Raw genomic sequence first — 21,818 nt, forward strand, 5'->3', positions numbered from 1 at the left:
TGGCCTGCGCCTGACCGCTCCAGCCCGCGCCGGCGATGTTCATCGACGACGCCCACATCTTGCGAGCCTCGTCCTCGACGGTCTGGGCGTGCACCTCGAAACGGCCCGCCATCGCCCGCATCTCGTGCGGGTCGGTCATGAAACGTGTTGCCATGTCGGCTGTACTCCTTGCTTGGTGGTTACTGGGTGATGTGGTGAAGACGGTGGTCGAAACGTTTACGCGTTACGCAACCGCCGAGCCGAATGAATAGAAATGACCCCCCCTTCCCGTCAGCCGGCGGCCACCGGGTGTTGTCACGGTGAGACGGACGTCAACCCCGAACCGCGGCGTTTGAGTTGACGGAGTGCGTACTGCTTTGCGGGGACTCATGTGGGCAAAGCCCTGAGACCCCGTGCCCATCCGCTGCTGGGCGGTGACGCTGTACCCCACGGCGGTGACGATCTAAGGCCCCGAAACGCCGACTGATCAGAGCGCGGCAGCGGCGTTGGCCGCCTCGGTGGCAGCGTAGGAACCGGAGCTCGTCGCCAAGGTGTTCACGAACATCTCGTGGATAGCGGCCGCTTGAGCGCTCACCGCTTGGTACATCTGCGCGTGCGCGGCGAACTGAGCCGCGGTCAGTGCCGACACCTCGTCGGCAGCGGCGGGCACCACCCCCGTCGTTGGGGCTGCAGCGGCCGCGTTCTGGGCGCTCAAGGTCGCCCCGATCGCCTGCAGGTTCCCGGCCGCCGCGGCCAAAGCCTCCGGCTGTGTGGTCACGAACGACATATTGTTCCCTCCTAGTTACATCCCCGACTCTGTGAGACTAGATGACGGCGGCCCCCGCGGTCGGCGCGAAAGCCCCGTGTTTGCAATTGTTCACTTAGCAGTAGGCTGAATTCACTTTTGGTAATGACACGGTAACAGTGCCTGACCTCGGCCGCTGCCCCTCTCAGGAGGGTCACAGCAAACGCTACCAGTCCCGGGATGGAAACGTTGCTGGTGGTCACCCGCCCCAGGCCCCGCAGCCCCGTTGCCCGGCATACGAAGCTGACTGCCGGTCAACGCGTCGCAAAGATCGAATGCGTTGACCATCCCGGTGGCGCGTCGTTAAGACCTCCTTTCGCTCATTCAGCCGTTGAACCGACGTCGATCAGCCGGCAAACGGTGGGCGGGCCATGACGGTGGGCCGGAATCCGTACTTGGGTCCGGCGACTCCGTGGCCTGCGGCGCCCGCGCCGGCCAGCGGCATGCCGCCGAGCAGGTTGCCGGGTCCGCCCGCGGCTTCCGGGGCGGCACTGATCGCGCTGACCGGGATGGCACGGCCCAACGTCGGCGCCGCGGCGGACGTCGCCCCCGACCACGCCACCGGCACCGACAACTTGCCGCCGACGGATGCCGCGCTGCCCAGGGCCGCCACCGGATGCGCGGCGGCGGCGCCGCCGCCGAGCATGCCGCCGAGTCCGCCGAGCCCGGGCAGGGCCTTGGCCGCGGCCGGCGCCGCGCCACCGATGACGCCCAGCGACTTGGCGATCTGCACGAAGTTGTTGCCCATACCGATGCTGAAGTACGGCAAACCCTCGGTGTTATAGAAGAGGCTGGCAAACGGGCTATAGCCGTTGACCGCCGTTCCCAGGTTGGTGGGAAACGTCGACTGCCCGGTCAACAAAAACCAGATCTCCGACAACGGATCCGTGGCCGTCTGAGTGCTCGCCTGCGTCGCCGCCTGGGTGGCCGGTTGGGCCAGCGACTGCAGGGTCTTCGAGGTGTTGGTCGCCGTCGAGTTCGCCGTGGCGTTGGTGACCGCCGCGCTCTGGGAGGCCTGACCCGACGGGTTGGTCGTCTCCGGCGCCTTCTGGAACGGCGCCACTTTCGTCGCCGTCGCCGATTGCCCCGCGTAGCTGTACATCGCGCCGGCATCCTGGGCCCACATCTCGCCGTACTGTGCTTCCAGCTGCGCGATCAGCGGGGTGTTCTGGCCCAAGACGTTCGTGGCCTGTAGCTGTTGCGATTGCATCCGGTTCGCCGCGATCACCGGGGGCGGCACCGACGAGGCCAGCGCGGCTTCGTAAGCGGACGCCGCCGAACGTGCTTGCGTGGCAGTCTCTTCGGCCTGGGCGGCCGTCGTCGTCATCCACGCGATGTAGGGAGCCGCCGCCTGCGCCATCGTCGCCGACGCGGTCCCCGTCCACTCCTCACTGCTCAGCGCGGTGATGACGTTCTCATAGCTCAGCGCGGCCGAGTTGAGCTCGGCTGCCAGCGCACTCCACGCCGACGCCGCGGCCACCAACGAACCCGAGCCCGGACCCGAGTAGATCCGCGCCGAATTGAACTCCGGCGGAAACGCCCCAAAATCCAACATCTTTGACTCCTTAACCCGTCGCGGCCGCGTTGGCCGCCTCAGTCACCGCGTACGACCCGGAGCTGGTGCTCAGGGCATTGACAAACATTTCGTGGATCGCCGCCGTCGAAGCGCTGACGGCCTGGTACATCGGCGCGTGTGCAGCGAACTGCGTTGCCGTCAGTGCCGACACTTCGTCCGTGGCGGCCGGCACCGCCCCCGTCGGGGCCAACGCGGCGCCTGCCGAAGCCGCCGGCTGCGTGGTCACAAAGGACATCTAGATCCCTTCCCTTCCGTGGGCCCGGCAACATCGCGGGAATAACTTGTCAATGGGCTGGCGTTCATGTGGCTCTCCGTTATCCGGCCGATGGTGGGCGGGTCAACACGCTGTAGCGGAATCCGTATTTGTTGACGTAGCCGGCGGCGGCGCCGCGCCGACCCATGCCCCCCACCGGCATCCCCCGCAGCAGGCCATTGGCCGGCGAACCGTGCGTCCCTGACGCGGCGGCTTGGACGGGCGCGGCTTCCAGGTCGGATACCGTGGCCGGGCTGACCGCCGAGGTCAGCGTCGCCCAGTGCTGCGGAACCGAGAGCATCCCCACCCGGGCGGCCTGCCCGGCTCCCGCGGAGACTGCGCCCACGTTGCCCACGCCGCCGAGGTTGCTCAGACCCAGGCTGGCAAACTGCGGAGTCGGGTACCACGCACCACCGGCACCCGCCGTGCTACCACCGGGACCGAAGGTCAACTGCTGGGCGATCGACGACGCAAACTGCGCCATACCGTTCGAGAAGTAACCCAGACCGGTCATGCGCTTGAAGATCGTGTCGTACAAGGTGGGGTTCAACCCCAGAAAGTTGTTGGTCGGGGTCGGCAGCCCGGATTGCGTGACGTTCTGCAGTGCGTTCGTCAGCCAGGTGAACGGTCCCGGATCCGACGCATTCGTCGCCGCCGCGGGTGCCTGTGCCGCTTGAGTTGTGCTGAGCGACAAGGCTTGTGGCGACGCTAGCTGTGAGGTCGCGTTGGCGGTGGTCTGTGCGGTGTTGCCCGCCGGTTCGGCGACCGCCTGAGTGACCGCGGCGGCCTGGTTGGAACCCGCTTCCGGATTCGTGGTGTTGGGCGGCGCTGTGACCGGAGGCAGCACCGACGCGGTCGCCGACGATGCGGCGTAAGCGGTCATCGCGGCGGCGTCTTGTGCCCACATCTGCATGTACTGCGCCTCGGTGGCCGCGATCGCCGGGGTGTTCTGCCCGAAGAAGTTCGTCGCGACCAGGTTCGCCAGCAGCACTCGATTGGCCGCGATCACCGGTGGCGGCACCGTCATCGCGAACGCCGCCTCAAAAGCCGCCGCGGCGGCCCGGCCCTGCCCGGCCGTCTCCTCGGCCTGGGTGGCCATCGCGTGCAGCCAGCTTACGTACGGGTTGATCGCCGAAACCATCGACATCGATGCCGGTCCCACCCATGGCCCGCTGGCGAGCTCGGTGACCACCGAGCTGTAGCCGCTGGCCGCGACCCCCAATTCGGCCGCAATCTCGTCCCAGGCGGCGGCTGCGGCCATCATTGGGCCCGACCCCGGGCCCGCGTACATGCGACCGGAATTGATTTCGGGCGGTAACGCCGCGAAGTCAAACACCGTGTCCTCCTCAGTCGGCCGGAAACGCGATCTCGGCTGTCACATAGGAATCAGTGGTGGCCATGGTCACGGCCTTGTAGACAGCGCCACCGGGGGCCGCTGCGCCCACGGGAGTCACCAGCGGAGCGTTTTCGCCCCGCAACCCCGTCAGCCGGGCCGGCGTACGCATGTTGACCAGTCGGCTGTGTCCGCAAACGTGGTCTGCCACCGCGCTTCTCGGACGTCTGCTCAGTACCGGCATGCACCTTCCGCCTCGGCTAATCTCCCACTATCAGCAACCGAGCGACAGCTCGCGTGTGCCCGAACTGCCGCCCGGCACTGAGATTAGTTCGTTACGAGGCAAACACCGACACCCAAAGCCGCCTGTTCTTCAATGGCCAGCCACTGTTCATCCCGGGTCGGCGGGAGTTCATAATCGACCACGAATTGTTTACTAAGCGTTTGCTTTCCGCCCGCTGCGTAGCGCCGACTTGTGCCGTCACTCCTCGTCGAGAATCAACGCCATTTCGGGACAGGACGCGACACCTTCGCGGGTCAATTGCTCGTCCTCGGGCCGGACCTCATGCTCCGCGAGGATCGAATAGCCCGACTCGTCGATGGGGAAGAGATCTGGGTCGACGGCATAGCACTGGGCGTGGCCCACACATTTCGACTGTTCCAGACGAACCCTCACGAGGCCTCCTCCCTAGGCGGCCCGGCACGGCCGCCGGCGGCTTCGCAATCAGACGGGCTAGCAGTTCACGGGTCGGTATCCAGACTAGTCGGTCAGTAAAGTGTCGAGCATGTTCGCCAATGGCTTGCCCGGACCGGATACGCCCCGGACTGGGCTGGGCGGGCGGACCGTCTTCGGTTGGCGCGCATGCAATATTGATGTGCCGTCCCGTGTTGATATCGCGGTCCAACAGGTATCCGGAGACCGAAGCGAATGAGCGAAGGCCAACAGGGCTCGTTCTACCTACCCCGGCTTGATTTCGCGACGCTACCGATGACCGTTGACCGGGGCCTCGGGTGGAAGACACTGCGCGATGCCGGACCGGTCGTATTCATGAACGGCCATTACTACATAACCCGGCGCGAAGATGTGCTGGCCGCACTGCGTAACACCAAGGTCTTCTCGTCGACGGTGCTGCAGCCTCCCGGCCACCCATTGCCGGTGCTGCCATTGGCTTTTGATCCGCCGCAACACACCCGCTACCGCCAAATCCTGCAGCCGTACTTCAGCCCGCACGCATTGAGCAAGTCGCGGCCGGTGCTGGTGCGCCACGCCGGTGACATGATCGCGGCGCTGGCCGGTCGCGGCGAGTGCGAAGTGATGGCGCACTTCGCCAACCTGTACCCGTTCCAGGTGTTTATGGACCTCTACGGTCTGCCACTAGAAGATCGTGATCGTCTCATCGACTGGAAAGACGCCGTCGTCAACGACAAGCCGTTCATAACCCGGGCCGACATCGAGAAGTCCGAGCAGCTGCTGGCGTATTTGGCCGAAGCCATCGCCCAGCGCCGGCAGAACCCGGGTTCGGACATGTTGTCGCAAGTGATGACCGGCAAGGGTGACTTCACCGACGTCGAACTGCTGGGCATGAGTCACCTGCTGATCCTGGCCGGCCTGGACACGGTGACCGCGGCCATCGGATTCTCGTTGTACGAATTGGCGCGCCGACCGCAGCTGCGCAAGCAGCTGCGCGACAACCCGAAGCAGATCCGGGTTTTCATCGAGGAGATCGTCCGACTCGAACCGTCGGCGCCGGTGGCGCCACGGATAACGACGGAATTCGTGGAGGTCGGCGGCATGACGCTGCCGCCGGGCACCTCGGTGCGGCTGTGCATGGCAGCGGTCAACCGCGACGACAGCGACCCGATGTCCACCAACGAACTCAACATGGACGGAAAAGTCCACCGGCACTGGGGGTTTGGCGGCGGGCCGCACCGCTGCCTGGGTTCTCATCTGGCGCGCATCGAACTGACGGTGGTCGTCGCGGAATGGCTGACCCAAATTCCGGATTTCGAACTGCCCGAGGACTACTCCCCCGCGATCAATTACCCATCAAAGAGTTTCGCGCTCAAGGAGTTGCCGCTGCGCTGGGCCGCGATCTCGCGGTAACCCGGTCAGCCCAGCGCAACGGCACTGCCTTACTTGCGTAATTCGGTCGCCGCAACCTGAACGAACACACCGGTGTCCTCGGCCATCAGCAGGCCTCGACCACGGGGCAGTGGTCCGCCCTTCATCTTGCCGCGGATGAATCCCTCGTCGGGATCGGCGTCCATCACCAGCAGCGGTGCGTTCGCCTGCGCCAGTGCCCGCAGCATCGGGTCGCTGCCGGCCGAAGACCAGCCACCGAACGTGCGTGTGACGATCACGTGCAGGCCGACATCGGCGGCCCGGGTCACCCAGGGCGCGGCCTTGTGCAGCGGCGAGTCGAATCCCGCCGGCAGCTGCTGGATGTCGTCGACGATCAAGAAGATCTCCGGTCCGCTCCACCAGTTCCGCGACAGCAACTCCGCGGCGGACAAACCGGGCGGCGGCTCGCGCCCGGCCAGGACCGCGGCCAGTTCGCCCATCATCGCCTGCACACCATCGAGGTTGTAGGCGAACTTCTCCACGTAGTCGGAGCCAAGCGTGGTCAGGAGCTGACGACGCGGGTCCACAAGCCACACCTGGGCCGAAGGCTGCCCCGCCGGCGGTGGCGGCGCGCTGGTCGCCCCCGGCGCGTACAACCGCCCGATCTCGGACATGATCGTGGCCAGTGTCGTGGTACGCCCACATTCGCGACGGCCGGTCACCATCAGATGCGCGTTCTCGGCGAAATTGAGATAGACCGGTGAGAGATCCAATTCGGAGATGGCCCAAGCGATTCCGCCCGCGCCGACGCCCTGGCGGGTGTCGCGTGCCGCCAGCTCACGCAACTGCTCCACGCCGAACCGCGCCGGCAGCCGGCGTACCGGCGGCGCCTGACCGCTCGTGAGACGGCTGACGGCGTCGATGATGCTGTCGGATTCGAACACATGGTCAGGCGTGTTGGCCAGCGCGGGCCGAGCCACCAAGGTGTGCAGACCGGCCTGCGGGTCGGAGTCGAGTCGAACGTAGTTGACCGCGACCATGCCGCGGCCCGGCTTGACCGGAACGTCCTTGGCGAACCGGGAACGCACCAGTTTGGCGTCTTCCACGGCCGCGAGTCGCAGCTCGACCCGGGAGCCGAAACCGCTGCGCACCGGTGGCCGCAGCTCCGATTCCCGGTCGGCGGTGACCACCACGTGGACCCCGAATGAGGGACCCTGATTGATGATCAGGTTGACCTGCTCGATCAGCACCTCGTTCTCTTCGGCCAGCGCCCGGTAGTTGTCCACCACCAGGTAGACGTCGCCGAATCCATCGTTGGGGACGGAGCCCTGCTCGCCGCCGAACTTGCGGCGCCGGAAGACCTCCATCGAGGCGATTCCGTACTCGAGGAAGGTGCGCTTGCGGTCGCGGACCAGCGCCAGCAGCTCGGCCACGGTTCGGCGGACACCGTACGGGTCGGTCGGACCGGCCACCTCACCCACGTGCGGCAGCCGGGCGACCGTGGTCAGCGCGGTGCTGCTGTAGGCCAGGCAGTAGAACTGGACCTGCTCGGGAGTGTGGGTCAGGGCCGCCGAACAGATCAGGGTTTGCAGCGCGGTGGTTTTGCCGGATCCACCGGCACCAAGAATCAGCACGTTGGCACCGGGCCCCGACGTGTCGACCGTCCACGGCGGCTGGTCGTGCTTGAAGGGACGGTCGATGATCCCGATCGGGAAGACGAGATCCCGGGCGGTGCCATAGTCCTGCTGCCAGGGGTGGCCGAGGAACCGGTTCACCAGTTCGTCAATGGCGACGGGCTGGTTCAGCGGCGGCTGCCAAAGCCGGTAGGGCTCGAACTCGATCTTGCGCAGCTGATCGATGATGACCGTACCGACCTTGGGCGTCCGGATCCCTTCGGAGTCGTCGTCGACCCCCTCGACCCCGAGCATCTCGCCGTCGGCGGGGACGGCGGGAGGGGGGACGACGTCTGGTCCCCCGACGCTGACTTCCAGCGGGGTGAATGACGTGGTGAACAATTGCGGGCGGATGTAGTCGATGCTGTGCACCAGCGCCGGCGCCTCGTCTCCGTCGTCGGTGAGGCCGCGCGGAAAGTAGTCCCGCCACAGGAATTCGGCCTGGAACCGGGTGATGTCCTCCAGGCTGCGGCGGAAGTAGCCCAGACCGGCTTGAGCGGGCAGGTTCACCGCGTTCGGCACACCGGCCGCCTGCGCCGCACCCGCGGTACGCGCCTTGAGCACCAACCGATAACCCATGTTCTCCATGAGCTTTTCGGCACGGCTTTCGATGGTCTGCGACGCCATCATCAGGTGGATCCAGTACGCACGGCCCTGACGTCCGATCGAGTCGAGGACATCTACCGCGGTAGGCATGATGCGGAACCATTCATAGAACTCGTCGATCACGACCACGAGCATCGGCAGCGGTGCCATGTCCTGGCCTCGCGCCCGCATCCGGCTGCGAACCGAGTTGTATTCCTTGGCGTCGTCGACACCGGCGCTGTCGCAGATTGCCTTGCGACGGGCGATCTCGCCCCACAGCGCGTCCAGGAAGCGCTCCATCAACGCCTGGTCTTCTTCCAGGTCGGTGATGATCCGGGAGACATGTGGCACCCCGGCGAACGGCTTTACCGCCGATCCACCCTTGAGGTCGGCCAGCACGAACTGCAGCTCTTCGGGCGGGTGGCTGAGCATCAGCGATTCGATCACCGTCCGCACCAGGGTCGACTTACCCGAGCCCGTCGTACCCGACATCACGCCGTGCGGACCGTCACCGCCTTCGTCCAGCGACTTCATGTCCAAGAACAGCAGCTCGCCGTTGTCGGAGCGAACACCGAACGGCGCCCGCAACCGCGACCTGCCCATCGAGTCGTTGCGGCTACCCCACAGCGTCTCGAAGTCGATGTGGCCCGGATCGTCAATTCCGTAGTAGGACATGATGTCCCGCGCGCCGATGTGCGCCACCCGCTGGCCGATCTCCTCGTATGCCTCGGCAAGCCGCCAGCGCGCCATCTTCTGCGCGAATTCTTCGGCCTCGCCGGTGCCGATGTGGTCGGTGAGGGCGAAGAACCAGGGCTTCTCGTCGATGACCATCCAGGTGTCACGGTCGCGGGGCAGCGCCTCGATGACACCTTTCTCGTCGAACCGCAGCGTGCGCTCCGGGACCGCGGTCCACATCGCCGAGCCGGTGAGGTCGAAGAACGTCACCCCGTCGACGCCTTCGCCGCTGATCACGTATTCCCATTGCGGATCAACGACATCGGCGATGATCACGGTGTGCGGGGTGGGGGTCTGGGTCGACGAACTGGCGTGCCGGGGCGTGAAAGAGCCACGGCCGGCGAACAATTCGGCTTGCTCGGCGGCGAACTCGCGCACCGAGCTGTAGACCATCCGCGCGTTGCCCGCGGCGTCCTGGCGGCGCGGGTCACCGAAGTGCGGCAGCCACTTCACCCAGTCCCACTCGTCCAGGTTCGAACTGACCACGATCATGCGCATGTGGTCGGGCCCATGCGAGAACGCCAGCTGGCAGATGATGGCCCGCATCAGTCCCACCGCCTGCTCGCGATCTCCGGCCAGCGAGTACCAGGGCTCGACCAGCACCGAGATCATCTTCGGCAGGTTGTAGACGACGCTTTGATAGCGACCGAATTCCTGAAGTGCCTTGCCGGTCACCGGCTCGAGCTCGATGTCGGTCGGCATGTTCTGGGGCTCGCCCCAGGTCACCTCGGGACGCGTCATGCCGACGCCGACGCGGACCACGCCGAAGTTCAAATCCTTGCCGTCGGGCTTGCGTTCCCACATCCGCGACGATCCGACCGCGGCAGCCAGGGTGGTGGGCGCCGGGTGGAACCACCGGTAGTTGGCGTCCATGCTGTCGGCCGACTCGTGGGCGGTTTCCCGCAGCATGTCCAGCATCAGCATGAACTGGGCGCGCATCGAGTCCAGCTTGGGCCGGCTCATCTGCTGCTGGCCGCCGAACCGGCCGCCGAACATCATCATCGCGACGCCACCGATCATGAAGATCGGGAAAATGGCACCCGCGCCCCCGAACACATGCGAGCCGCTGGCGAACGTCATGCCGACCATGCCGATCAGCAGACCGACCACCAGGACGCCGACCACGACCAGCCACCAGGGCTTGCCTTCCGGCGGCGGGATGCTCAGCGGCGTCGGAAGGACGATGTTCTCCGGCTTGATTACCGGAGGCTTCTCCGGCGTCGGCCGTGCAAATCCACGTTTCACTTCGGTACCGCCAACTCTCCTGGGGACATATCCATCGGTAGCGTGTCGTGCTGCACCAGCGCATCCGCTCGCGACAACGTCGGTCCTTGCGGGAGCAGCCGCAGCGCCACCCACGGCGCCAACCCCGGTTTTGTCTTCAGGCCCAACGCTTCTCGTGCCTCGCGGGTGTCGTCGACGCCGAAGCGGGCACCCGCATCGGTGACCCACCACAGCGATTCGGTTGTCTTGGCGCCGGGGTCGTTGCCGGTGACGGCCACGAAGTTCGCATAATCGGGTCCGAAGAAGACCTGGTCCGCTTCGCGCCCCGTGGTGTCCGCCTTGACCAGCGACACCACCTTGCTGACGTCCTTCGAGGCCACCGGAATGGTCGCGCCGGAGATCACCTGGACGCGGGCGCGGTTTTCACCGGAGGTCTTCTGCCACCACCAGCAGGTCGCCGGGTTCTCGCGGATGTCCATCACATTCAGGGGCGCGTCCGGGTACGACGACAGATCCAGCTTATTGACCACCGGCATCTTCGCCAGTGCGGATGGTTCGACGGTAACCGGCTTGGTGTTGCCCGGTCCGGCGTTCTGCAGGATCTGGGCCACCAGCGGCGGCAGCGTCTGCACACCGTCGGCCAACACCAAGGAATACTGTTGCGGCCCACTGATTTGCGGGGTGACGATCACCGTGCCGATCGGGCCGGGCGCATTCGGGAACGACGCCCCGGCGCCGGCATTCTGGATCTGCGGCACCGTCAGTTCCGGACCCACCGGCAACGCGTCGTACAGGGCGCGGCTCATCGGCTTCGCCATGCTGACCTGCTCCGGGGTGAGGCCGAGCGGCAGCAGCACCGATCGGTTCGACCCGTCGATGCGCGAGCGGCGTCCGTCCCGGATCACCCAGGCGTCTCCGCCGTAGTTCAGCACCACCGCGTCCGACCCGGTCAGCACCCGCCGGTGGTTGCTCAGATCGGGGTTGCCGTCGATCACCGTCACCGTCACACCCGACGGTGCCCCGGCGCCGGTCGAGTTCGCCACGGTGTCGCACACCAGCCACGACGACGCGGCCGGGCTGGTCGGGTGGAAGCTCGACGGTGCGCCCGGGATGCCCACCATCGGACCGCGCGGCAGGGCGGCGATCTGGTTGGACTTGACCAGGTGCGGGTTATCGGGACGACCGGTGATGAGGCGGGCCGACGCCAAGTTCAGGGCCGGGTACAACTTCTCGCCGACGCGGACGTAGAGCGCGCCCGAGTCGCGGTCGGCGATGATCGGCGACTCGTTGATCTGGCCGGCCGGGCTGATGAAGGAATAGAGCAGCGCGCCCAGGCAGATCACCAGCGCGGCCGAGATCGATGCCACCACGGCCAGGTTCTGGCGCCGGCCGGGCTCGACCTCCATGCGGACGCGCCACCGGGTCAGCGCCATCGCGGTTCGCCGGGCAAGGAACTGGTAGCCGGTTACCTGGGTCCGCGTCGACAACCCGAGGCCGTACCCCGACCCGCGCTGCCCGCGACTCTCTTCCGCCACTTAATTCACTCCGGTCTGCCGATGTGTCTGGATATCGTCCTGATGAACTGATCCAGCGCGAATTACATGACAACGTTAAGGCACCTGCACGTACCTCGCCACGCGGCGCGAAAGCCGTTCGCTCCTACATCTGTTTATGCACCGAATCCGGCCGCCGCACACCATGCCGGGCCCGCCACGAGGGCGGCGGCGATCTGCGCCACTGAGCTGGCAGTTTCTTTCCCCCCGGGTGAGCGCACCGGATCCTTTTCGCCTCCTCGGAAGCATCGTAGTGGCCGCACGGCCTTTCGTCCTGTCGAGCGCAACGAGCCGTTGGCGAAGAGCAGACAGAAATGAATCCCAGGCCACCGCCCAGCAAAGATTGCGCCAACGCTCGCCGGGTCCGAATCGCCGGCCCACGAATCCTGGCAGCAAGATGGCGGTATGACTGAACTCGCGCCGTCGCTGATCGAGCTCGCCCGCAGATACGGCATCGCGACGGACTACGAGGACTGGACAGGCCGGCGGGTGCGGGTTTCCGATGCCACGTTGAAGGCCGTGTTGAGTTCGCTCGGCGTCGCGGCCGACACCGAGCAGGAGCGTAACGTCGCGCTGACCGCGAAGTTGCGGTCGCACTGGGCACGCCGGCTGCCGGCTACCATCGTCGGGCGTACCGGCGAGCCGATCCGGTTCTGGGCGCACGTCACCCACGGCGATCCCGCCGAGGTGTGGTTGCAGCTCGAAGACGGCACCGTGCGCACCGGCGTCGAACAGGTCGACAACTTCACCCCGCCCTTCGACTTGGACGGCCGCTGGGTCGGCGAGGCCAGCTTCCTGCTGCCCTCCGGCCTGCCGCTGGGCTATCACCGGGTACACCTGCGCTCCGGCGACGCCGAGGCCAGCACCGCGCTGATCGTGACGCCGGACTGGCTCGGGCTACCGGAGCGGCTCGGCGCCCGGCGCGCGTGGGGCCTGGCCGCCCAGCTTTACAGCGTGCGGTCACGACAGTCCTGGGGTGTCGGCGATCTGACCGACCTGACCGACCTGGCGGTGTGGTCGGCAGCGCGCCACGGTGCTGACTATCTTTTGGTCAATCCCTTGCACGCGGCGGCCCCGACCAAGCCGATGGAGCCTTCGCCGTACCTGCCGACATCGCGGCGCTTCGTCAACCCGCTTTATCTTCGCGTCGAGGCGATTCCCGAATTCGCTGACCTGGGCAAGCGCAGCCGGGTCCGCCGGCTGCGCTCCGAGGTTCAGCAGCTCGCGGGTCGTGTCGATGCCATCGACCGCGACAGCTCATGGGTGGCGAAGCGGGCGGCACTCAAGCTGCTGCACCAAGAACCGCGGTCGGCGGGACGGGAGCTGTCCTACGCCGCGTTCCGCGACCGGGAGGGCCGCGCGCTGGACGACTTCGCCACCTGGTGCGCGCTGGCCGAAAAGTATGGCACCGACTGGCATTGTTGGCCCGAGGCCCTACAGCACCCGGATGCGTCCGGGGTCGCGGACTTCGTCAAAAAGCATTCGGACACAGTCGATTTCCACCGTTGGCTGCAATGGCAACTCGACGAGCAACTTGCCGCGGCGCAGTCGCAGGCGATCCGGGCCGGTATGTCGTTGGGCATCATGCATGACCTGGCCGTCGGGGTGCATCCCAATGGCGCCGACGCCTGGGCGCTGCAGGACGTGATGGCGCTGGGCGTGACCGCGGGCGCGCCGCCGGACGAGTTCAATCAACTCGGCCAGGACTGGTCCCAGCCGCCGTGGCGCCCAGATCGGTTGGACGAGCACGAGTATCGGCCCTTTCGTGCGCTCATCCGTGCGGTGCTGCGGCATGCCGGTGGGGTGCGCATCGACCACATCATCGGGTTGTTCCGGCTCTGGTGGATCCCGCGAGGCAATCCACCCACCGAAGGCACTTACGTTCGGTACGACCACGAGGCCATGATCGGCATCGTCGCGCTGGAAGCGCACCGGGCCGGCGCGGTCATCGTCGGCGAGGATCTCGGCACGGTCGAGCCGTGGGTGCGTGACTATTTGTTGTTGCGGGGGTTGCTGGGCACCTCGATCCTCTGGTTCGAGTTGGACCGTGACGGTAACGGCGGCCCACTGCCGGCCGAGCGCTGGCGCGAATACTGCCTATCCTCGGTCACCACCCACGATCTGCCTCCCACCGCCGGCTATCTGGCGGGTGACCATGTGCGGCTACGCGATTCGCTGGATCTACTGACCCGTCCCGTTGAAGAGGAGCTCGAGTCCGACCGCACCGAGCTGGCGGCGTGGATGGCCGAGCTGCGCCGCGTCGGATTGCTCGAGGACGGCGACGAAGAACCCGAGCGGGTCGTGGTGGCCCTCTACCGCTACCTGGGCAGGACGCCGTCACGGTTGCTGGGCGTGGCGCTGACCGACGCCGTCGGTGACCGCCGAACCCAGAATCAGCCCGGCACCACCGACGAATACCCGAACTGGCGGGTGCCGCTGACCGGCCCCGACGGACGCGCGGTGCTGCTCGAGGACGTGTTCACCGATCGCCGCACCGCCACACTCGCCGAAGCCGTGCGTGGCGCGATCGCGCCCGTCGCCGCCGAAAGCGCGGCCCGCTAGTCGTCCCGGCTCGGGCCTTGTTAGCTTCGAAAACCATGAAGGTCTCAGTCGTGGCCCCGGTCGGCGACGGTGTCACCGCGGACCCCGACTGGATGGTGGCCTTCGCCCGTCACCTCGAAGCTTGCGGGTTCGAATCGATCGTCGCTGTCGAGCACACCGTGTTGCTCACCCGCTACGACAGTGTGTACCCCTACGACAATTCGGGACGCGTCGGCTTGGCGCCGGACTGCCCGATCCCGGATCCGCTTGACCTGCTTGCATTTCTGGCCGGACACACGACCCGTCTGGGGCTGGCCACCGGCGTGCTGGTCCTGCCCAACCACCACCCCGTGGTGCTGGCCAAGCGGGCCGCCACCGTCGACGCCCTGTCGGGCGGCAGACTGCGCTTGTGTGTGGGTGTGGGCTGGCTGAAGGAGGAGCTGGCCGCCTGCGATGTGGACTTCGAGAGCCGGGGTCGCCGAGCGGACGAGCAGCTGGCCGTGATGCGGGAATTGTGGGCGCAGAGACCTGAGGGGGCGTCCTTCACAGGCGAATTCTTCAAATTTGAGAAAATCATGTGCTACCCGAAACCGGCGGAGCGCCTTCAGATTCACATCGGCGGGCACAGCCGAGCCGCCGCACGCCGTGCAGGACGCCTTGGCGACGGCTTCCAGCCACTGGGGGTGAGCGGGCCCCGGCTCGCGTCGCTGATCGCACTCATGCGCGACGAGGCATCTTCGGCGGACCGGGATCCGACGGCGCTCGAGGTGTCACTGGGCCACTCGGTCACCAAGATCGATGCCGAGCGCGCGGCAACCCTTCTCGATCAGGGCGCCGACCGACTGGTGCTGGCCATGCCGCCAACCACCGATATCGAGCACGCGAAGGACCTGTTGTCGGCGTGTGCGCAACGGCTGTCCTTGACCTCATGACGCTTTCGCCCGAACAACGGGTCGCGCTGGGCGATCTGGTGCACCGGTACGCCGCCTACGTCGATGACCATGAATTCACCGCTGTCGCAGGGCTTTTCACTGCCGAGGCCGAGCTGGTGGTGCCGGCCCCGCCGGCCGATCTGCGGCCAACCCAGTCCCATCGCGGTCGGCAGTCCATCACCGCCGCGGTCGCCACCGTCGCCGCGGTCACCCGCACCGAGCACGCGATCATCGGCGAGGTGTACGACGCGGCCGCGCGTCCGGGTACCGCCCACGGGCGGATCGCGGCCATCGCGCACCACTGGAACGAGCGCGACGGCGAGTTGGTGGACGTGGCCTGGCACCTGCGCTACGACGACGAATATCTGTTGACCGACGCGGGCTGGCGGATCAGCCGCCGGGTGTTGACGGTCAACGCGATCGAGACCCGCCCGGTGCGTCGCCTGTTGCCTCGCGACACCACTTAGCCGCGACTGCCAGGAGTTTGTGACAAAATCCACAGCGATCGGCAAGGAACCGAGTTTGCGGCGGCATTCGGGCGATCTGGAGGCAGTTGCGGCCATGGCCATCCGCGCTTCGCCAAGTCCTGCCCGCTGGCAACTGTTGCCGGCGAACACTCGGCCAAATCGGGGTGCGCCACGGCCCTTTTTTCCAACCTTGTTTGGATTTATTCAGGTGTTTTCGTGTATTTTCGAGCCCGTGACGCAGGCCGAAAGCAAGCAGGTTGATCCGGAGGGGAATGGCTCAGTCTCGACGTTGGCGGTCGGCACGCCGCTGACGTCCGACCCGGACTACCGCAGCGAGATACACACCGCCGAAGACACCATCGACGTGGAGCATTACGGCGGCGGCTTCGATCTCACCAGGCGGGCTACCGCCCCGAAGCTGCGCGTGGGCCGGGACCGCTGGTTCAACCTGCTGTGGTTGATCCCCATCGGCTTTGCCGTGCTGATCGCCGGCATCGCGGTAGGCAAAGGCCTGCACAACGTGCCGGCGGTGCAGTCGTTCATCCACCGCTATCCCGGGTCGGACAGTGCCGGCATCCCCCCCGGCCTGCCGGCGTGGATCGGCTGGACGCACTTCTTCAACCTGTTCATGATGATGTTCATCATCAGGACGGGGATCCAGATTCTCTGCGACCATCCCCGGCTTTACTTCAGCCGCAACGCCACCCCCGGCAAGGACGAGTGGCTGCGGGTGGGACCGCCGGTCCCGGATGACGAACTGTGGACCGCCAACGCCGACACCGTCGCCCTGCCCCCGCAGCTGGGGTTGCCCGGCTTCCGGCACTCCATCGGGTTGGCCCGGTGGTGGCATCTGGGTGTCGACGTGTTGTGGCTGGTCAATGGGGCAGTCTTCTACGTGCTGTTGTTCGCCACCGGTCAATGGCGCCACATCGTGCCGATGAGCTGGGATGTCTTTCCCAACGCGGCGTCGGTGGCCATTCAGTACCTGTCGCTGGACTGGCCAACCGACAATGGCTGGGTCGCGTACAACGGCCTGCAGCTGTTGTCCTACTTCACCACCGTCTTCATCGCCGCCCCGGCGGCGCTGATCACCGGCCTCGGCATGTCGCCGGCGCTCTCACAGCGCGTGCACTGGCTGAGCAAACGCCTGAGCATTCAGCACGCGCGTTCCCTGCATTTCGTGGTGCTGGTGTACTTCCTCTTCTTCATCCTGGTGCACGTGACGATGGTTCTGACGACCGAGGCCCTGCGGAATCTCAACCACATGTTCGCCGCCCGCGACGACAACAGCTGGATCGGTTTCGGGATCTTCGCCGCGGCCATGGTGCTGACCGCGATCGCATGGGTTTGGGCCACCCCGTTCACCATCAAGCACCCCCGAGTCGTCCAGCGGGTCGGCTACGCCCTCGTGGGGCCGTTCCAGCGAGTGCTCGAGCGGCTCGACCCCAAGCCCGGCGCCTTCACCGAAAAGGACATCTCGCCGCACCACTGGCGCAATGGCCGCCTGCCCGAGACCGTCGAATACAAGGAACTCGAGCGTGACGACTTCAAGGACTGGCGGCTGAAAGTCTACGGGCTGGTCGAGCATCCGATGGAGTTCTCGCTCGAGGACTTGATGGCGCTGCCCTACCACGAGCAGATCAGTCAGCACTTCTGCATCCAGGCGTGGTCCGGCGTCGCCAAATGGGGTGGCGTACAGATGAAAACGATCATGGACATCGTCAAACCGCTGCCCGAGGCGAAATGGGCGGTCTTCTATTCGATGGGTTTGGGGGCGACGGGGGGCATCTACTACAACGCCCATCACATCGGCCAGATGGACCACCACATGACGATGCTCGCCTACAACATGAACGACCGGCAGCTCCCCTACATGCACGGCAGGCCGCTGCGGCTGCGCAACGAATTGCAGCACGGCTTCAAATTGGTGAAGTGGATCAAAGGCATCGAATTCGTCGCCGACTACCACGACATCGGCAGCGGTTATGGCGGCTACAGCGAAGACCACAAGTACTTCGGGCGCCACCAAACACTCTGAGCCGCGGCCGCACGCCACCTCCGCCAAGTCGTTTGTCCGAAAGGCGATTTGGGTAGCTCTGACACATCGGTGAAACGTATGTGACAGCGGAGGAGAGGCCCATGAGGCACAGTCCTAACGATCGGACCGCTGAACGGTCAAGGCATCAATCGGCAGCGGCAGCGCGAAAGCCCGGGCTCCTCGTGGTCGCGGTCGCCGCGCTCGCGTTCGCGGTCTGCGTGACCAATTTCGCCCTTGGCGAGGCCGGCGCGGGTGTTGTTTCCGCCATCATTTCCATGCTCGCGTTCGGGGCCGGCCTGTCCTGGCTTGCGATGGACGGCAGGCGAATCCGCGATGCCGAGCGGGGTTGGGTGCTTCGTCGACCGGTTCGATGACGCGGCAGGAACTATCGCAGGGCCGCGAGGTTGTTGACGGACTTCTGCACATCGGAGCGCAGCACCCTGGCGACCAATCCCCCGACCGGTCCACTGAGTAACCCGCCACCGAGATCGGCGGTGAGGTGAAACGTCGATCCGGGATGATCGTCGGTCACCGTCATGGCCACGGTGAGGCGAATACCGCCGCGTCCGCGTCCCTGCAGCTCAATCGCTTTGGGCTCATCGTATTTGGTGACCTTCCAGTGGATGACGTTGCGGAAGCCCTTGACCTTGACGCACGACGAGACACAGGTTCCCTTCTCGATCGTGTCGGGCACCGGCCCCCGCCATCCGGCGAAAATGGTCATCCACTCGCCGAACCGATCCAGGTCGGACGCCAACTTCCATGCGGCTTCCGGTTCCACCTGCGACGACACCGAGACATCCACGCGAGCCAAAATCTTCCTCCTGGCGATCAGAAACGCCGCCACCGGGCGCACCGGCGACACGCACAACCTTGGCTGGGTACCCCGACACCGTCGCGCGTATTCCTGGACGGGTCCACTCAGGGCCAGGCCTGCTCCAGCTGGTGGGAGACATCGATGATCTGCGCTGCCTGGGACGCAGGCGCGTCGATCTCGGCGGCGACATAGTGCGCGATGAATCTCCGGATCTCGCCGTCGACACCGGCCAGGATCCGCAGCACCTCGCCGCGAATGGACTTGGACGAGACATTGACGGTGATGTCGGAAGGCCGCGGTTTGGCGACGTCGACGATCAGCAACAGCGGTTCGGCCGCGCGCGCGGTCGCGCGCAATTGAATGTCCCCGGAGACCACAAAACGCTGCTTGTCGAGCCACAGGTCGACCAGCAGGTCGATCGAGAGCGGGATGTGGATGACGAAGGTGATGCTGTCGCCCAGCCGACGCGTGACCCGGGGCTCCTGGATCTTGACGTTGGCACTGACTTTGGCGATTCGGCCGGGCCCCTGCGCAATCGGCTCCATGGCGAACTCGCTTCCGGCGATGTCGGCAAACGCGGCGGCTACCCGCTCCGGAGTGACCGCTATCTCGAAGAACCTGCGGCCAAACTCTTCGTAGGTGACATAATCGTGATTCGTCATAGGCTTATACCGTCTCATGTCGCCTGCCGGAACGGTCGCTGATCTGCCCGCGTCGCACGAATCCCGCGGCAGATCCCGTCTCCTCGGAGCAGCAAACCCGATCGATGCCCGGCGGGCGATCTGCGGCGATGCGGGGGCGGTGTGAAGCGCATCACAGGAGAGGCGCTTCGATTCGATGTGCCGGGCGGTCGCCTGCAAGGCTTGACGGTGGAGGTGTTTTCAGCTCATGCCCGAGGAAGTAACTGAACAAAGCGCGGGCCTGGCGGGGGTGCTCATCTGGCTCGGTGGCGGACATCGGCGCGAGCTGAGTGAGCGGCACGAACGGTCAACCCACGCCGTCGCCGGCGCGGTCGCGTTGTTGGGGGCGGTGCTGGCCTGGCTGATCGCGACCCTGGCGATCGGCGGGTCGGTTCGCTGGCCGCTGCCGGCCATCGTGCCGCTCACCCTCGTCTTCGGCCTGCTCGTCGGCGCCGTCACCCGCGGCACCATCCCGGGACCCGAACGGGGCCGCTCCGGTGTGGCGGGACGCGCCGCGGTGGCGGCGACGGTGGGCGTCGTCGTCGGTGAACTCGCGGCAATGGTCATTCTTTCCAGCTCGATCGACCATCGTCTCGACCAACGAGCGTTGCGCAACGCCGAATCGGTCCCCGCTGTCGCGCAGGCATCCGCGTCCCTGCAGCAATCCAGGACTGCCCGCTCCGAGCTCGACGGCGCGGTCGCGCAGGCCCGTGACCGCCAGGACAAGGCCCTGGTCGTCGCCCGCTGCGAGTACCACCCCACGCCTGGTTGCCCACAAACCCAAATCACCGGTGATCCCGGGGCCGGGCCGGAAACACGCACGGCCAACCAGCTTCTCGCCGATGCGCAGCACGAATTGGACACCGCGCTGGCGATGCGGGACAGCCGCGCGCCAGCCCTGGACGCCGCGATTTCGCGAGAGGAGCTAGCGCTGCGCGACGCGCGGGACGGTGTCGTGGCGGATGCGGGCCGCGGCCTGGGTGCACGCTGGGTCGCGTTGAACGACCTCACTTCCGCCGATGCCGGGGCAATGACCCTGCGGCTGGTGACGCTCGCGCTGTGCGTGCTGCTCTACCTGACGCCCCTGATCCTAAGTTTGTGGCGCGGTGAGACAACCCACGATCGCCGGGCCACTTCCCGCGCCGAGCGCGAACGCGCCGAACTCGACGCGGACACCGCCATCGCGCTCAAGCGCGCCGAGGTGCGCCGCGAGGCCGAAATCCTCTGGGCCGAGCACCAATTGACGCAGGCGCGACTCGCCGTCGAGGCGCAGATCGAGATCGACCGCGAGCGACAACGCCGCCGGGTTTCCGACGCTTTGGACGCTGCGGCGCACGCGCGGTCGCACCGAGCCCTCGAGCCGGACGACGATGACGTGTATCTGCCGATCGCCGCCGAAGCCGAGGCGGCCAGCCGGGCGATCACCCAACTGCCCGCCCCGGACGCGGCCGCAGGACCCGCCGTCGCCCAGAACCCCGATGTTCCGGAGAACCTGCCCGCTCCCCTGTCGCCGGCCGGCGAAGTCGAACCTCACGAGGAACAGAATGCCCCGTTGATCCCGTCGATCCCGGACGCCACCAAGGCGGCGGCCCGCTGGATTCGGCCGCTGGTACCGCCGTTCGTGGCGAAGGTGATCGACACGACCACTTCGCCACTGCGCAGCGCCCGCCAGGTGTTCGAAGGCATCCTCGAAGAAAGCGAAGAGATCACGTTCACGCTCAAGCGCACCCGCAAGGTGGCGGTCAACTCCGAGGCCTCGGACACCCAGCTGTCTGGGCAACCCCCGCACGCCGAAACCGATTCGCCACCAAGCGAGTTCGTCACCTCGTCGCGTCAAGAGCCCGGCCGTCGAGCACGCCGACAGGTGACGGGTCGCCATACCCAGTCGTCCTTGCCGCGCTGGTCCGGGGACGATGGGGGCCGGTTGTCGGTGGAATCCGCGGACGGCGGCCCTCGGCATGCGCTGACGAAGCGCGACGGGCCGCCCGAACTGGATGCGCCCGACGGCCCGCCTCAGCTGCCGCCGCCGAAATAGCTGCCGCCGTTCGAAATCGAACCGGGTCGATGGTGTTGTAGTTGGTGGCGGCCGGGTTTACCCCTCGAAAGCTCGGCCGCCCCAACGCCTTGGCGCACCCTCAGCAGGTCAGAGCGCGGGAGTTGAACAGTGACCCCCACTCGTAGCGGGCCGCAGACTGCGCGTCGACGAAGCTGGGGGTCTTCTCGCCGTCGCCCGCCAGGTGGACCAGTGCCCACGCCATGGCGAATACCGGTACTTTGTGCCGTATCGCGGCGCTGTGCAATTCGTCGAAAGCGGCGTCGGAAGGACACCGGCGAAGGCCGATGAGAATGCCCCGCGCGGTGTCGAGAATGCGACCGGAATTCGGGCCGCATGAAGTTTGGGCGGGGACCCAGTCCGTCGTCATGCTAAGTGATACCTCCTGCTGCGCCCTCGCGAAACCGCTACCCGAACAGCGGCAGGAATCCGTGCGCTTCGTCGCCGCCGCAATCCCAAAAAGGCGCCCTGTGCAATGATTTGCGGATCCTTTGAGTTATGCCAGTCTGTCA

19 protein-coding genes are annotated in these 21,818 nt (G+C 66.4%); 7 read left to right on the plus strand and 12 right to left on the minus strand.

Annotated features, from left to right (window positions below):
* From AC5Y4F_RS16160 to fdxE, 7 genes are all read right to left on the minus strand, one after another.
* Positions 1 to 154: WXG100 family type VII secretion target (locus tag AC5Y4F_RS16160; RefSeq protein WP_033724370.1), on the minus strand; the 154-nt coding region annotated here is incomplete at its 3' end.
* A gap of 312 nt (positions 155 to 466) precedes the next feature.
* Positions 467 to 766: a PE family protein gene (locus AC5Y4F_RS16165; RefSeq protein ID WP_067929733.1), complete on the minus strand. Its 300-nt coding sequence runs from the start codon at positions 764 to 766 to the stop codon at positions 467 to 469.
* Positions 767 to 1,130: 364 nt separating this feature from the next.
* Positions 1,131 to 2,339, minus strand: a complete 1,209-nt coding sequence (locus AC5Y4F_RS16170; protein ID WP_499997594.1) for a PPE family protein — start codon at positions 2,337 to 2,339, stop codon at positions 1,131 to 1,133.
* Between the two features lie 10 nt (positions 2,340 to 2,349).
* Positions 2,350 to 2,595, minus strand: a complete 246-nt coding sequence (locus AC5Y4F_RS16175; RefSeq protein ID WP_082947572.1) for a PE family protein — start codon at positions 2,593 to 2,595, stop codon at positions 2,350 to 2,352.
* A 79-nt stretch (positions 2,596 to 2,674) separates the two neighbouring features.
* The gene (locus tag AC5Y4F_RS16180) at positions 2,675 to 3,949 is read right to left on the minus strand and encodes a PPE family protein (RefSeq protein WP_499997595.1); all 1,275 of its coding nucleotides are present in this window, start codon (positions 3,947 to 3,949) and stop codon (positions 2,675 to 2,677) included.
* A gap of 10 nt (positions 3,950 to 3,959) precedes the next feature.
* Complete coding sequence (locus AC5Y4F_RS16185; RefSeq protein WP_156750026.1) at positions 3,960 to 4,157, minus strand: hypothetical protein; 198 nt, start codon at positions 4,155 to 4,157, stop codon at positions 3,960 to 3,962.
* Positions 4,158 to 4,427: 270 nt separating this feature from the next.
* Positions 4,428 to 4,622: a ferredoxin FdxE gene (gene fdxE / locus AC5Y4F_RS16190; RefSeq protein WP_499997596.1), complete on the minus strand. Its 195-nt coding sequence runs from the start codon at positions 4,620 to 4,622 to the stop codon at positions 4,428 to 4,430.
* Between the two features lie 252 nt (positions 4,623 to 4,874).
* Here fdxE and AC5Y4F_RS16195 point away from each other — a divergent pair, with 252 nt between their 5' ends.
* The gene (locus tag AC5Y4F_RS16195) at positions 4,875 to 6,050 is read left to right on the plus strand and encodes a cytochrome P450 (protein WP_499997597.1); all 1,176 of its coding nucleotides are present in this window, start codon (positions 4,875 to 4,877) and stop codon (positions 6,048 to 6,050) included.
* A 29-nt stretch (positions 6,051 to 6,079) separates the two neighbouring features.
* Here the strand turns inward: AC5Y4F_RS16195 and eccCa are convergent, their stop codons facing one another.
* Together eccCa and eccB are read right to left on the minus strand one after the other, a co-directional pair.
* Complete coding sequence (gene eccCa, locus AC5Y4F_RS16200; protein WP_067933662.1) at positions 6,080 to 10,246, minus strand: type VII secretion protein EccCa; 4,167 nt, start codon at positions 10,244 to 10,246, stop codon at positions 6,080 to 6,082.
* Positions 10,243 to 11,760: a type VII secretion protein EccB gene (gene eccB / locus AC5Y4F_RS16205; RefSeq protein WP_067933664.1), complete on the minus strand. Its 1,518-nt coding sequence runs from the start codon at positions 11,758 to 11,760 to the stop codon at positions 10,243 to 10,245. The genes eccCa and eccB overlap by 4 nt, the downstream gene beginning before the upstream one ends.
* 423 nt (positions 11,761 to 12,183) lie before the next feature.
* On the opposite strand from eccB, the gene malQ reads away from it, so the two are divergent.
* The 5 genes from malQ to AC5Y4F_RS16230 all read left to right on the plus strand — a co-directional run bounded on the left by malQ (position 12,184) and on the right by AC5Y4F_RS16230 (position 18,130).
* Positions 12,184 to 14,340 (plus strand): 4-alpha-glucanotransferase, encoded by a 2,157-nt coding sequence (malQ, locus tag AC5Y4F_RS16210; protein WP_067933666.1) that lies wholly within the window; start codon positions 12,184 to 12,186, stop codon positions 14,338 to 14,340.
* Between the two features lie 35 nt (positions 14,341 to 14,375).
* Positions 14,376 to 15,251, plus strand: a complete 876-nt coding sequence (locus AC5Y4F_RS16215) for an LLM class F420-dependent oxidoreductase (RefSeq protein WP_499997598.1) — start codon at positions 14,376 to 14,378, stop codon at positions 15,249 to 15,251.
* Positions 15,248 to 15,718, plus strand: coding sequence for a nuclear transport factor 2 family protein (locus AC5Y4F_RS16220; RefSeq protein ID WP_067933670.1), 471 nt, complete (start codon positions 15,248 to 15,250; stop codon positions 15,716 to 15,718). Before AC5Y4F_RS16215 ends, AC5Y4F_RS16220 begins: the two co-directional genes overlap by 4 nt.
* Positions 15,719 to 15,926: 208 nt before the next feature.
* Positions 15,927 to 17,756 (plus strand): molybdopterin-dependent oxidoreductase, encoded by a 1,830-nt coding sequence (locus AC5Y4F_RS16225; protein ID WP_369829693.1) that lies wholly within the window; start codon positions 15,927 to 15,929, stop codon positions 17,754 to 17,756.
* Positions 17,757 to 17,857: 101 nt separating this feature from the next.
* A complete protein-coding gene (locus AC5Y4F_RS16230) occupies positions 17,858 to 18,130 on the plus strand; it encodes a LapA family protein (protein ID WP_499997599.1) in 273 nt (90 codons plus the stop codon).
* An 11-nt stretch (positions 18,131 to 18,141) separates the two neighbouring features.
* Here the strand turns inward: AC5Y4F_RS16230 and AC5Y4F_RS16235 are convergent, their stop codons facing one another.
* Positions 18,142 to 18,570, minus strand: coding sequence for a type II toxin-antitoxin system Rv0910 family toxin (locus tag AC5Y4F_RS16235; protein WP_082947580.1), 429 nt, complete (start codon positions 18,568 to 18,570; stop codon positions 18,142 to 18,144).
* Between the two features lie 107 nt (positions 18,571 to 18,677).
* A complete protein-coding gene (locus AC5Y4F_RS16240) occupies positions 18,678 to 19,235 on the minus strand; it encodes a hypothetical protein (RefSeq protein ID WP_067933675.1) in 558 nt (185 codons plus the stop codon).
* A 226-nt stretch (positions 19,236 to 19,461) separates the two neighbouring features.
* Between AC5Y4F_RS16240 and AC5Y4F_RS16245 the strand changes: the two genes are divergently transcribed.
* Positions 19,462 to 21,288, plus strand: a complete 1,827-nt coding sequence (locus tag AC5Y4F_RS16245; protein ID WP_499997600.1) for a DUF4407 domain-containing protein — start codon at positions 19,462 to 19,464, stop codon at positions 21,286 to 21,288.
* A 100-nt stretch (positions 21,289 to 21,388) separates the two neighbouring features.
* Here the strand turns inward: AC5Y4F_RS16245 and AC5Y4F_RS16250 are convergent, their stop codons facing one another.
* Positions 21,389 to 21,676: an ANTAR domain-containing protein gene (locus AC5Y4F_RS16250; protein WP_499997601.1), complete on the minus strand. Its 288-nt coding sequence runs from the start codon at positions 21,674 to 21,676 to the stop codon at positions 21,389 to 21,391.
* Between the last annotated feature and the right edge of the window lie 142 nt (positions 21,677 to 21,818).

This window comes from Mycobacterium sp. NGS56 (assembly GCF_059812425.1).

Coding starts and splice junctions, on each gene's coding strand:
- AC5Y4F_RS16165 (WP_067929733.1), bottom strand. CDS start 766: ATGTCGTTCGTGACCACACAGCCGGAGGCTTTGGCCGCGGCGGCCGGG.
- AC5Y4F_RS16170 (WP_499997594.1), bottom strand. CDS start 2,339: ATGTTGGATTTTGGGGCGTTTCCGCCGGAGTTCAATTCGGCGCGGATC.
- AC5Y4F_RS16175 (WP_082947572.1), bottom strand. CDS start 2,595: ATGTCCTTTGTGACCACGCAGCCGGCGGCTTCGGCAGGCGCCGCGTTG.
- AC5Y4F_RS16195 (WP_499997597.1), top strand. CDS start 4,875: ATGAGCGAAGGCCAACAGGGCTCGTTCTACCTACCCCGGCTTGATTTC.
- malQ (WP_067933666.1), top strand. CDS start 12,184: ATGACTGAACTCGCGCCGTCGCTGATCGAGCTCGCCCGCAGATACGGC.
- AC5Y4F_RS16215 (WP_499997598.1), top strand. CDS start 14,376: ATGAAGGTCTCAGTCGTGGCCCCGGTCGGCGACGGTGTCACCGCGGAC.
- AC5Y4F_RS16220 (WP_067933670.1), top strand. CDS start 15,248: ATGACGCTTTCGCCCGAACAACGGGTCGCGCTGGGCGATCTGGTGCAC.
- AC5Y4F_RS16230 (WP_499997599.1), top strand. CDS start 17,858: ATGAGGCACAGTCCTAACGATCGGACCGCTGAACGGTCAAGGCATCAA.
- AC5Y4F_RS16240 (WP_067933675.1), bottom strand. CDS start 19,235: ATGACGAATCACGATTATGTCACCTACGAAGAGTTTGGCCGCAGGTTC.
- AC5Y4F_RS16245 (WP_499997600.1), top strand. CDS start 19,462: ATGCCCGAGGAAGTAACTGAACAAAGCGCGGGCCTGGCGGGGGTGCTC.
- AC5Y4F_RS16250 (WP_499997601.1), bottom strand. CDS start 21,676: ATGACGACGGACTGGGTCCCCGCCCAAACTTCATGCGGCCCGAATTCC.